The sequence below is a fragment of the Halarchaeum grantii genome (genome assembly GCF_014647455.2).
GTDB lineage: Archaea > Halobacteriota > Halobacteria > Halobacteriales > Halobacteriaceae > Halarchaeum > Halarchaeum grantii.
Window position 1 is genome coordinate 472,235 of sequence record NZ_BMPF01000001.1, and the last position, 12,189, is coordinate 484,423.

7 protein-coding genes and 1 tRNA gene are annotated in these 12,189 nt (G+C 68.1%); 4 read left to right on the plus strand and 4 right to left on the minus strand.

The features are described 5' to 3' along the window. Window positions 1–134: 134 nt before the first annotated feature. The 3 genes from IEY12_RS02470 to IEY12_RS02480 all read left to right on the plus strand — a co-directional run bounded on the left by IEY12_RS02470 (window position 135) and on the right by IEY12_RS02480 (window position 4,875). Complete coding sequence (locus IEY12_RS02470) at window positions 135–2,189, plus strand: CHAT domain-containing protein (protein ID WP_188878203.1); 2,055 nt, start codon at window positions 135–137, stop codon at window positions 2,187–2,189. A 105-nt stretch (window positions 2,190–2,294) separates the two neighbouring features. Further along, window positions 2,295–3,113: a transcriptional regulator TbsP gene (gene tbsP / locus IEY12_RS02475; protein ID WP_188878205.1), complete on the plus strand. Its 819-nt coding sequence runs from the start codon at window positions 2,295–2,297 to the stop codon at window positions 3,111–3,113. Between the two features lie 43 nt (window positions 3,114–3,156). Then, entirely contained in the window at window positions 3,157–4,875 is a 1,719-nt protein-coding gene (locus IEY12_RS02480) for a YcaO-like family protein (protein ID WP_188878207.1), read from the plus strand. 3 nt (window positions 4,876–4,878) lie between these two features. On the opposite strand, the gene IEY12_RS02485 is transcribed toward IEY12_RS02480, so the two are convergent. The 4 genes from IEY12_RS02485 to IEY12_RS02500 all read right to left on the minus strand — a co-directional run bounded on the left by IEY12_RS02485 (window position 4,879) and on the right by IEY12_RS02500 (window position 7,659). Then, window positions 4,879–5,322, minus strand: coding sequence for a DUF7979 domain-containing protein (locus tag IEY12_RS02485; protein ID WP_188878210.1), 444 nt, complete (start codon window positions 5,320–5,322; stop codon window positions 4,879–4,881). Between the two features lie 92 nt (window positions 5,323–5,414). Next, window positions 5,415–6,533 carry a DUF63 family protein gene (locus IEY12_RS02490; RefSeq protein ID WP_188878214.1) on the minus strand — a complete coding sequence of 373 codons (1,119 nt, stop codon included), beginning with the start codon at window positions 6,531–6,533 and terminating at the stop codon, window positions 5,415–5,417. A gap of 60 nt (window positions 6,534–6,593) precedes the next feature. Continuing rightward, entirely contained in the window at window positions 6,594–7,382 is a 789-nt protein-coding gene (locus tag IEY12_RS02495) for an inositol monophosphatase family protein (RefSeq protein ID WP_188878215.1), read from the minus strand. Between the two features lie 192 nt (window positions 7,383–7,574). Beyond that, window positions 7,575–7,659, minus strand: a tRNA-Leu gene (locus IEY12_RS02500). Between the two features lie 390 nt (window positions 7,660–8,049). On the opposite strand from IEY12_RS02500, the gene IEY12_RS02505 reads away from it, so the two are divergent. After that, complete coding sequence (locus IEY12_RS02505) at window positions 8,050–12,189, plus strand: Eco57I restriction-modification methylase domain-containing protein (RefSeq protein WP_188880334.1); 4,140 nt, start codon at window positions 8,050–8,052, stop codon at window positions 12,187–12,189.

Here is a 12,189-nt window from a genome sequence, read left to right on the forward strand (position 1 = left end):
CCCCGCGTCGGGCTTAAACCCACCTGACTCCGGCCGAAACCGCCGTCGGAGCACGGGACTGACACACGGCGGCGCCGTCGCGGCGCTCGCCCTCGACAGGAATATATGGCCCGTGACTGTACCCCACACATCGCGTGATCGAGTGCGAAGAGACCGAGGAGGGCGTGCGCGCGGTCGACGGCGCGAAACGCGACCTGCTGGTGCGCGCCCGCGACTGGCGCCCGGGCGGCCGACGGCACCCGCTCACCCGACCGGCCGACGCGACCGCCACCGGTCGGACGCGCGCGCTCGTTCTGCCCGCGACCGTCGCCGCCGTCCACGACGAGGCGGCCGGCGAGACCCACGACGTCGACGGCGCGTGCGGCCGCCTCGAACTCGACGACGGCACGTACGTCCTCGACGTCGACGCCAGCGTCAAGGCGTACGCGCGCTTCGAGGGCCCGGCGACCGTCGTCCGCCACGGCGAGCGCCACGAGGTCGAAGTCGCGTTCCCCGCCGAGCGCTCGGTGACGCTCGGCTTCCGGAGCTTCGTTCGCTCGCCGAACGAGACGCTCACCGTCCCGGAGTCGGCGCGCGGCCTCGCGACCGCGCTCACCGCGTTCGGCGCCGCGCACCGGACGACGACGCCCGACCGGACGCTCCGGACGATGCGCCGCCACCCGCCGACGCTCGAGTTCGGCGAGACGACGCGCGTCCCCGACGCGCTCGCGGAGCGAATCCCCGAGACCGGCGTCGAGCTCGTCCTCCCGGCAGACTACGAGACGCTGTTCGTCGCCGCGCCGCTCGCCTTCTACCTCTCCGCGACCGTCCGCATCGAGGACGGCGTCACGCCGCACGTCCGCGCCGACGGCGTCGGCGTGCGCCACGACCTCACCGACCCCGAGAGACAGGCCCCGGCGCTCCTCGAGCGGTGCTTCTGGCTGGACGCGCTCGTTCGCGGCGCGGGCCCGCACGCCGTCGACGTCGCGGAGCGCGACCTCCTCGCCGACATCGGACTCGACGCCGAGCGCGTCTACGACCAATCGGTCGCCGAGCGCCTCCGAACGTATCTCGCCACGCCCTACGAGCGCATCGCGGCCGACCTCCCGGAGTGGCATCTCGCGATGTACGTCGAGCCGTCCGTCGAGCACGCGCGCTCGCTCCCCTACCTCATCGACCGGCTCGCACACGTCTATCCCCCGGAGACGACCGCGCTCGACGGCGAGGAGCTGATGGCGCGCTCGCTCGACGCCTTCTACCGCGCGCAGACCGGCCCCGTCGCGAGCGTCGACACCGTGAAGCCACGCCTCCGGCGCGGACGCGTGCACGGCTGGCTCGCCGAGGGGACGCCCATCGACGTCTTCAAGGCCCGGCCGGCGGCCTACGAGAACCGACTCGACTACCTCGACGCCGACGACGATGCGCTCTCCGTCACCGTGGTCTTGAACGACGCGGGGATGGCGGAGGAGCACGCGTGCGTCGCCGACCTCTATCGCGAGCGCGCCGCCGACGTCCCGATGGAGGTGACGCTCCGCGAGAACGTGACGCGCGCGGAACTCGCGGCCGTGCTCGCCGAGCCGAACGACTTCGTCCACTACATCGGCCACTGCGAGGTCGGCGGGTTACGGTGTGCGGACGGCACCCTCTCGGCCTCGGCCGTCGAGGAGTCGAACGCGCAGACGTTCTTCCTGAACGCGTGTGGCTCCTACCACGAGGGCCTCGAACTCGTGGAGAAGGGGAGTATCGCGGGCGCGGTGACGTTCCGGACGGTGCTCGACGAGCAGGCCGCGAAGGTGGGGACGGCGTTCGCGCGACTGCTCGTCAACGGATTCAGCATCGAGCGCGCGCTCCGACTCGCGCGCCGCCGCATCCGGATGGGGAAGGATTACGCCGTCGTCGGCGACGGCACGCAGGTGCTCACGCAGTCGGACGCCCGCACGCCGGCGACGCTCACCGTCGACCGCGTCGACGCCGAGCGCTTCGCGGTGACGTACGAGTCGGGGTCGCCGTGGTCGCACGGCGCGACCTACCACGCGCTCGCGGCGGACGACGTCGCGGCGCGCCTCTGCGGGGCGGAGTCGACGGTCGAGCTCTCGCGGGCGGACGTCTGTTCGCTCCTCGAACACGTCGACGTGCCGACCATCTACGACGGTGCCTTCTACTGGTCGGACGAGGTTCGCTCGATGCTCAGCGAGGAGCGCCCGGAATAGGTGAGAGACTCCCGTTCCGAGACGATTATCCGACTCCGTCTGCTTTGAGTTCAAACTTTATCTGATAAAATTATATATGTCGAGCAGTCTTAGTCGTACGTACGTATGACAGCGAATCTACTCGGTACCAGCGTCGGGGACATCCTGGGGGAGGTCTTCGACGCCGAGCCCGACGAGCTCTTCGTGGTCAACCCGTCGGCGGACGCCATCGAGAGCGTCGTCGACGCCGCCACGGAGTTTGACGGTGCGCTCCCGGAGACCCGCCTGCTCGCCGACGACCGCCTCCTGAAGGACGTCATGGGCGACTTCCTCGTCGCGAGCAACACCGCCGACCTCATCGAGTCGGGGGCGCTCGCGCTCCGCACGAGCGACGACCTCTCGCGCTCCTCGCTCCTCGTCACCGACGACCGCGTCGTCGCGCTCGTCACGGCGGGCGAGCAGACCGCCGGCCTCGTCACCGACGACGAGACGTTCGTCCCCGCCGCCCGCGACGCCGTCGAGGCCGACTGGGCGGCCGCCGAGGAGTACACGCTCCGCACGCCCGCCATCTCGCGCGTCCGGCAGACGCTCGACGACGAGATCGGCGCCGACGTCGAGGCCGACTTCACGGACGTCCTCGCCTCCCTCGAAACCGCGCGCGGCGACGGGGACGGCCTCGACGAAGTCACCGTGAGCCTGCTCGTCGCCGCGAAGAACCGCGTCCTCCTCTACGACATCTCGAAGTGGGGCGAGGACGTCGGCATCGCCTCGAAAGCGACGTTCAGCCGCACGAAGACCAAGCTCGAGGACGTGGGCCTCATCGACACCGAGAAAGTCCCCATCGACGTCGGCCGCCCGCGTCTCCGCCTCAAGCTCGCCGACGACCGCCTCCAGGACGCCCCGCCGTCCGAGCTCGCGAGCGTCGCGCAGACCGTTCTCAGCTGAGGAATCCGGCCGTTTTTTCACCCGCTCGCACCCAGTGAGTGCCATGTCACGAACCTACGCCGTCGTCGGTAGCGGCGCGGCCGCCGACGCCGCACGCGCCGCGCTCGACGACGCCGCCCTCGAGGACGCCGGCGCGGACCTCACCGCCGTCGCCGACACTGACGTCGCCGTCGTCGTCGGCCTCACCGGGAGCGACGGCTTCGCCGCCGCGAGCGGTCGCGCGCGCGACGGCGCGACGCCGTGGGTCGCCTGCGAAGTCGGCGGCCTCGGCGGCCACCCGCTCGCGAACGTGGACGCCGCCGTCTCCGCGTTCACGCCCGACTCGGGCTGTTTCGCCTGCCTCCACCGACGCGTCGCCGCGACCGATCCCGAGCGCGCCGACACACCCAGCGCCGCACGCTCCAGCGTCCGCTACGCGGGCGCGCTCGCCGGCAAGCGCGCGCTCGACCTGCTCGAGGATCCGTCGCTCGGCGGGACCACGACCGAGGTCCCGCACGCCGAACACGCGTTCACGCCCGCGCCGTTCTGCGACTGCGGGAGTCACGAGCGCTACGGCGACCCCGGACGCGACCACGCCGAGACGTCGCTCGCGGACGCGACCGCGAAAGCCGAGGCCGCCGTCGACGCGCGAGCGGGCGTCGTCACAGACGTCGGCGAGCGCGAGACCTACCCCGCGCCCTACTACATGGCGACGACCGCCGACACCGCCGCCGTCGGCGAGCAGTCGAGTCAGGGCCTCGCCGCCGGCGTCGGTCGCGACTGGGACGACGCGTTCGTGAAAGCCGTCGGCGAGGGCCTCGAACGCTACGCCGCTGCCGTCTACCGAGGAAGCGATTTCGACGTCGCGAAGCCCACCCACCCGGACGCGCTCTCGCCGGACGCCTTCGTCCGACCCGCGGATGCGCCCCGCGTCGAGCGCGACGCGACGATGCGGTGGGTCTCCGGCGTCGACCTCTCGACTCGCGAGGAGGCCCTCCTCCCCGCCGAGTTCGTCCACTTCCCGCCGCCCGAGGAGTCCCTGAAGCCCGCGCTCACCACCGGCCTCGGCCTCGGGAACCACGCGACACAGGCCCTGTTGTCGGGCCTCTACGAGACGGTCGAGCGCGACGCGACGATGCTCGCGTGGTACTCGACGTTCGACCCGCTCGCGCTCGACGTCGCCGACGACGCCTACGAGACGCTCGCCCGACGCGCCGGCGCCGAGGGCTTGGAGGTGACCGCCCTCCTCTGCACGCAGGACGTCGACGTGCCCGTCGTCGCCGTCGCCGTCCACCGCGAGGACGAGTGGCCCCGCTTCGCGCTCGGGAGCGCCGCGAGCCTCGACGCGGGCGCGGCCGCGACGGGCGCGCTCTGCGAAGCCATCCAGAACTGGATCGAACTCCGGGACATGGGCCGCGAGCGCGCGACGAACGAGCAGGGCGCCATCGGCGAGTACGCCGCCTTCCCCCCCGAGGCGCGCGCGTTCGTCGACGCCGACGCGTCGGTGTCGCTCGAAGACGTCGGTCCCGACGCGGTCCCCGAGGGCACCGACGAACTCGACGCGGTGCTGGACCGCCTCGCGGACGCCGGCCTCGACGCCTACGCGAGCGACCTCACGACGCGCGACGTCGCGAGCGTCGGCTTCCGCGCCGTCCGCGTCCTCGTCCCCGAGGCGCAACCGCTCTTCTTCGGCGACGCCTACTTCGGTGAGCGCGCCCGCGACGTCCCCGCGCAGTTGGGCTTCGAGGCCGACCTCGAACGGCGACACCACCCCTTCCCCTGACCGTCACGGCCGCCACGCGCGGACGCCGGCGGCGAGCGCGAGCAGGAGGCCGACGAGCGACAGGGCAGCGCCGCCGAACGCCGCGACGTCCCCGAGCGGCGTGACGCAGTCGCTCACGATGGCGTTCGTGACGTAGCGCTCGCCGCGATACGCGACGACGCGGCCGCTCGCGGCGTCCGGGGCGGCCGACTCGTATAGCCGTGAGAGCCCGCTGTCGTCCGTGTAGGCCTCGAGGAAGACGCGCTGGCCGGTCGGCGTCAGGTTCTCGAACGCCGTCGCCTCGTAGCCGCTCGGCGCGTCCGCGCCCGCGTCGAGTCGGTCGATGGAGAGCCCGGAGCCGGACTCGCAGGAGGGTGTCTGCGTCTCGACGTACCCGGTCGCGCCGAGGACGCCACCGACGATGAGGAGGGCGACCCCGACGGTGGCGAGCGTTCGTGTGGAGGGCATGCGCCCGGAGTTCAGGCGGTTCGGTGATAAGCCTTCTGCGCTCGCGGCTCGTTCCTCCCCGCTCGGTCGTTCCTCCGGCGCAGAGCGTCGGACTACACCCCGAACGTCGCGCGCAGCATATCGCGCGTCCCGGGGCCGAGGCCGACGGCGAGCACGGCGACGAGGAGCAGGACCGTATAGCGCGGGTTCTCCTCGTACATCTGGTCGTCGAAGAGCGAGATGACGAACGTCGCGGCGACGAGTTTCAACAGGAGGAACGGCCACGCGTCGCCCGTCACCTGCGTCACCGACGCCGGGACGTACTGACTCGTCACGTCCACGACGAACTTGTTCACGGGATGCTTCGGGTAGAGGTCGTAGGCGAGGCCGAGCTCCTTCCCGAAATCGAGGCCGAGGACGTTCGACGCGCCGTCGATGGCGTGTCCGAAGATCACGACGACGCCCGCGAACCCGGTCCCCGAGAGGACGTCGGGCGCGTAGCGCGTGAGGAGCCAGTAGTCCGCCGCCGTCACGAGGCCCGCGATGACGACCGTCAACACCGTGAAAACCGGGTGGAACGCGACGTTCGCGTCCACGACGACGAGCACGCAGAGGTAGGCGAGCGTGAGAGCGAGCCATCCCGCGCCGAGCGCGAAGAGCGGGCGGTCGTAGCCGTCCGTGTAGCCCGAGCGCGCCAGCCACACCGCGAGCAGGAGCGACGCGAGCGTCACGAAGAACACCGTGAAGTAGATGATGGGGCTGATGAGGAGGGCGTTCAGCGGATAGCTGACGAACGCGCCCGTGACTGCGTCGTTCGCGTCCTCGACGACGCGGAGCGCCCCGCCGAGCAGCATGAACGGGAAGAGCGCGTAGAGGAAGCTGTACGACTCGCCGACGCGGAGGCGACGCAGGAGGAAGACGACGCCGATGACCATGAAGACGAGCGTGAGCGCGTACCCCGCCTCCGAGACGAGCGTGTAGCCGGGTTCGGCGACGATACCCGACGCCGCCGCGCACTCCGACGCGCCGTAGAGGAGGGTCTGTGCGCCCCCGTTCCAGACCGCGCAACTCGCGCTGTGGGCGTCCGCGTACACCGGCCCCCAGAAGTAGTGCCAGACGAACCCCCCATAGACGCGGTTCGGGAAGGCGAGCGACCCGCCGACCAGCGCGACCAGCGCGACGGCGAGTGCCACCGACCACGCCCGCTCCGCGTCCGACTCGGGAAACCTCATGCCCGAGTAACGGGCGAGGCTTCCCTTACTAATTCCGGTCCACCCCGCCGTCGCGGCGCCTCACCCCTCCAGCGCCGTCCGCGCCGTCGCCACGAGGGCGTCGTGTGCCTCGCCGTTCGACGCGACGAGACCCTCGCTCGTCGCCGTCCAGCGCTCCCCGTGGACGTCCGTCACCGTCCCGCCCGCCGCGCGGATGAGCGCGACGCCCGCGACCGTGTCCCACGGGTGGCTCTCCTCCGCGGACACGGCGGCGTCGATCTGGCCCGCCGCGAGCATCGAGAGCGTCACCTGCGCGCTCCCGAAGCGCCGCAGGTCGCCGAAGTCCGCGATGATGTCCGCGCAGAGCTCGCCCAGCCGGTCCGCCTTCGCGCGCGACCAGCGCAGCGTCGGCGCCACCGTGAACGTCTCCGGGTCCGTGGCCTCGCTCACCGACACCGGCGCGCCGTTCAGCGTCACCGACTCGCCGTCCGTCACGTAGACGTCCTCGACCGCCGGCAGGACGTTCGCCGCCGCGACCGGTTCGCCGTCCTCGACGGCCGCGACGCTCGTCGCCCACAGCGGCACCCCGCTCACGAAATTGCTCGTCCCGTCGATGGGGTCGATGACCCAGCACGCACCCGAGTCGGGGATCTCCTTCAGCTCGTCCTCCTCCTCGCCGACGACCGCGTGCCCGGCGTGGGACTCCTGCACCACGCCGATCACCGCCCGTTGGGCCTCCTTGTCGAACGTCGTCACCACGTCCGTCTTCGAGCTCTTCTGCTCGACGTCCATCTCGGTGCGGAACCCCCCGATGGCGACCTCCGCCCCCGCCGTCGCCGCCGTCTCCGCGACACGTGCGCGTTCGTCCATACCCGTGAATCGGCACCCCGTCTCGAAAGTGTTCGGGTCCGCACAACGGACGCCACCGCTCGACGGCGCCGTCCCCGGCGTCGTCACTACGCGAGTGACACACAGTCGGAAGGTTGTGCGAGGGAAGTCCGTCCTGGACTTCCGCACGATGGGCGCGCGCCGCGTTCGAACCCGCGAACGCGCGCCGTGACGTGCGAGGGAAGGGATTCGAACCCTCGAACCTCTACAGGAACGGATCTTGAGTCCGTCGCCGTTGGCCGAGCTTGGCTACCCTCGCGCGTCTCGTCGTTCTCGACACCGACGCGACTCGGGCCGGTGTCCACCCGACCGTACGACGCATGGCCAAATAAAGCTCTTCGAAAGCGACCGGCCCGCCACAGCGGGAGACGGCGACGACGACTCGACATGGCGCGGCGGCGTCGGCCGCACAGCCCGGGGCGCGCGCCGATGTCGGGAGACGGCTTCGGGGTCAGGTGGTGGTTCTATGCCGTCGAGAAAAAGGCTTTACCGCTCGACTGACAGTAGTGAGATAGACCGGATATCGGGCGACGAGCGCGGGTGTTCACGGGACGCGGACTCGCGGTCGGCAATGGCGCGTGCCGGCGTCAGCGTGTCACCTGCGCCGCTCTCGTCGGCGGCGGCACTCGTCGACCACTTGGAGACACTCATGCAGACCGCACTCACTTACCGCACGAACCGCGACCTGTTCTCGAATCACTACCTCGAAGAGCACCTGCCGGAGACGGAGGCCTGGGAGGCGGTGAGCGACGCCGAACTCGAGGCAGCGCGCGCCGAAATCCGAGACCTCTGGGAGCGCGAAAAGGAGACGGCGCCAAAGCGTAACGAATCGCAACTCGAGCGGGCGTTCATCCGCCCGATGTTCGAGGCGCTCGGTATCCCTTTCGAAGTCGAAGAGAGCACGAGTCGGACGCAACGCCGGCCCGACTACGGCTTCTTCGAGACCGATCAAGCCGCCCGCGATGCCTTCGACCGGCGCGAGGAGGGCGGTGACTTCTACGAGAACGCCGTCGCCGTCGCGGACGCCAAACGCTGGGGTCGTGCGCTCGACACGCGCGGGAGCGGCGAGCACGAGCGCGACTTCGAGAATCCCTCCTACCAGATCCACGTCTACCTCCAGGAGACGCCTGCTCGCTGGGCTGTCCTGACGAACGGGAAGAAGTGGCGCCTCTACTACGCACCGACGAGTCACCGTCTCGACTCCTACTACGAGATCGACCTCCCGACCGTCCTCGAAAGCGGCGACCTGGAGGCGTTCAAGTACTTCTACCTCTTTTTCCGCCACGAGGCGTTCCTCCCGGACGCGAGCGGGGATTCCTTCCTCGACGACGTCTACGACCAGTCGAACGTCTTCGCCCAAGCGTTGGGTGAGGACCTCCAAGACAACATCTACGAGGCGATCAAGGTCCTCGCCGAGGGCTTCCTCCAGTATCCCGAGAACGATCTCGACCGGGGCGACCTCGAGCGGATACACGACTCTTCGCTCATCTACCTCTACCGACTCATCTTCGTGCTCTACGCGGAGAGCGAGGGACGCGACCTCCTCGACACGAGCAACGAGATCTACGAAGAATCATACAGCCTAAACACGCTCAAGGAGGAGGTCGCGACGGAACTCGACCGAACGGACCCGAGCTATCGGGCATGGCAGGACGACCTCTGGTCGCGTCTCGAGGACCTCTTCGAACTCATCGACCAGGGGAGCGAGTCGCGCGGCATCCCCGAGGACGACCTCCACGTCCCCGCGTACAACGGTGGGCTCTTCCGGACGAACCCGGACGCGGACGGGAGTCGCGAAGCCGTCTTTCTCGCGTCCCACAGGGTCGGCGACGCCTACCTCGCGCGCGTCATCGACCTGCTCGCGCGGAGCGAGGACGAGGCGGGAACGAAGACGTTCGTCGACTACTCCTCGCTCGGCGTCCGGCACCTCGGCTCCGTCTACGAGGGCCTGCTGGAGTACGAACTCAACGTCGCGGACGAGGACCTCTCACTCGACGACGGCGAGTACGCCCCGGCCGACGAGGGCGACGACGTCGCGGTCGAGGTGGGCGACGTCTACCTGACGACGGACAGCGGCGAGCGCAAGGCGACGGGGTCGTACTACACGCCCGAGTACGTCGTCGAGTACATCGTCGAGGAGACACTCGGCCCGCTCGTCGAGGACATCCGGGAGGACCTCGCGGGCCGGAGCGCGCGCGGCGACCGCGGGTTCGCGGCGGAGTTCGCCGAGCGCGTCTTCGACCTCACCGTCCTCGACCCCGCGATGGGGTCCGGGCACTTCCTCACGAGCGCCGTCGACTACCTCGCGCGCGAGATCATCGACGCCCAGGAGAAGCAGGCCGCCCAGCAGGGCGTCGAAACCATCGACGAGGACCACGACATCAACTGGGCGCGCCGGAAGGTCGCCCAGCGCTGCATCTACGGCGTCGACGTGAACCCGCTCGCCGTCGAACTCGCGAAAGTCTCGCTCTGGCTGCGCACGCTCGCCGCCGAGCAACCGCTCGCGTTCCTCGACCACCACCTCAAGGCCGGGAACTCCCTCGTCGGGAGCGACATCGAGGACGTTCTCGACCAGGGCGAGGACGCGACGGCCGGCGACGGCCAGCTCACCCTCCAGCAGTCCTTCGACCACACGCGCCAGCAGGCCCTCGAGCACGTCATGGAGCGCTTCACCGACCTCCTCAGCATCGACAACGAGACCCTCGACGACATCAAGGAGATGGAGGAGGTCTACGAGGAGGTCCGGGAAGACGACCTCTACCAGCACTTGCTGGCGATGGCGAACGTCCACACCGCCTCCGAGTTCGGCCTCGACGTCCCCGACAACGCCGAGGAACGCATGGCCGAAGCCTTACGAAACGACTCGTGGGCCGACATCGAGGACCAGGACTGGTTCGAGAGCGCGCAGGCGATGGCCGCCGAAGAGGGGTTCTTCCACTGGGAACTCGAGTACCCCGTCGCGTTCTACGGCGACGACGGCGAGCGACTGGAGGATAGCGGATTCGACGCCGTGATCGGGAACCCGCCATATCTCGCGGGGAGAGAATGGAGTGACGACCTCCGAAAGGCTAGACCCTTATTTAAACAGAAATACAGCTGTATGTCGGATCAATATGATCTCTATGCTCTCTTCATGCAGCTCGGTGTCGAGATCGTCAAGGTCAGCGGTCGGTTCGGATTCATCACGCCGAATACTTGGCTTAACAACAGTCACTATGAGGTCCTTCGGGAGTGGCTGCTGGACGAGACAGAGGTTCGTAGCATCGGGGACTTTCGGGCGGTCAACGTCTTCCCAGACGCGACAGTCCTTCCAATTGTGTTTATCGCGGAGCGGAAGAAATCCCCCGAGCCAGGAGAATTTCCGATTGATATATTCCAATCCCCGACAGATGCTTCGCGGGAGTGGTCCACGACAGCGGCGTGGGAGCTTTTCGATGGTACTGTGTTCAGCCTCTCAACGCGGGCGAATGACTTTGAGCTGTTAGATAAAATTGACAGCAATAGCAGCTCAGTCAGCGCTCACTGCGTCAGTAGATTCGGGGTAAAGGTCTATCAAAAAGGAAAGGGGGACCCACCACAGACCGGGGAAGAAGCCGAGAATGACGTCTTTCGGTCGGAGAAAGAAGAAGATGAGGACTACTACCCATATGTTCGAGGACGAGACGTGAACTCATGGCACGTAGATGCTGGTGATCGTTGGCTGAAGTACGGGCCCCATCTAGCCGAGCCACGTAGTCTGGAGCTATTTCAGGACGAGAGAATTCTTGTACGCCGTATCGTCGGCTCACGGCTAATCCTGAGTCCGGTATCGGAGACAATAGTCGCCGACCAACTACTGCACACAGTCAAACCGACATCTTCAGAAGTGAATAATGCGGTCGTTGCAGCCCTCCTCAGAAGTCGGCTTACGGCCTATTACTTCAAAAAGCGATTCAATAGAGACGAGGAAACTTTTCCAGAGATTCGCGTCAGCGAACTTGACGAATTACCAATCAAGATGATTGCATCTGGGGGCTCTGTAGAAGAGAAAATACTAATTTCCTATCGCGAATCACTAGATAGTGGCTTACCCCCGGAACAGGTGTATCACCGGACCGTTGAGGAAGGCCTAGAAGTCCGGGAAAGCTCCTCAAACCTTGCACCCTTCTTAGAGCACATCACCAGTGTAATGGTGGATATGAGTTCATCTCGCCATTCCCTCAATCTCTCCCTCCGCGACTACCTCGGCAACTACACCGAAGGCCCGAATCTCCCGGACGTCGGCCTCTTCCAGCCCACGAGTTCGACCGTCCTCGACGCCACCACGGAGGAGTACGAGAAACTGCGCGTGGGGGACGTCCGCACCGAGCGCGACGGCGCGCGCGTCACCGTCGAGGCGACGGCGCGCTACAAGCCCGAAGAGGAGGGCGACTTCGAGACGGACCAGTGGGGATACACCGAAACGGAGTACGTGGAGGCGTTCGCGCTCGCGGACCTCACGGCCGAGGAGGCGACCCTCGTCGAGGCGTTCGTTCCGGTCGCGGTTGCGGAGGCGGGCGGGTTCGCGGGCTTCCGCGAGAACGCGACGAAGACGAACTCGCTCGTGGACCGCTTGAAGGCGATCACGCTCCCGGATCCCGACGACGTCGCCGACGACCTCCGGCGCTACGTCGAGACGAAGGAGCGCGCGGACGAACTCGACGCGAAGATCGAGAAGACCGACCGGCTCATCGACGAGATCGTCTACGACCTCTACGACCTCACCGAGGCGGAGATCGAGGTCGTCGAGGCGGCGGTGGACGGGGCGTGA

What these genes read in the sequence shown, in the direction of transcription:
- tbsP (WP_188878205.1), top strand. Translation starts at nt 2,295, where the DNA reads ATGACAGCGAATCTACTCGGTACCAGCGTCGGGGACATCCTGGGGGAG.
- IEY12_RS02480 (WP_188878207.1), top strand. Translation starts at nt 3,157, where the DNA reads ATGTCACGAACCTACGCCGTCGTCGGTAGCGGCGCGGCCGCCGACGCC.
- IEY12_RS02485 (WP_188878210.1), bottom strand. Translation starts at nt 5,322, where the DNA reads ATGCCCTCCACACGAACGCTCGCCACCGTCGGGGTCGCCCTCCTCATC.
- IEY12_RS02490 (WP_188878214.1), bottom strand. Translation starts at nt 6,533, where the DNA reads ATGAGGTTTCCCGAGTCGGACGCGGAGCGGGCGTGGTCGGTGGCACTC.
- IEY12_RS02495 (WP_188878215.1), bottom strand. Translation starts at nt 7,382, where the DNA reads ATGGACGAACGCGCACGTGTCGCGGAGACGGCGGCGACGGCGGGGGCG.
- IEY12_RS02505 (WP_188880334.1), top strand. Translation starts at nt 8,050, where the DNA reads ATGCAGACCGCACTCACTTACCGCACGAACCGCGACCTGTTCTCGAAT.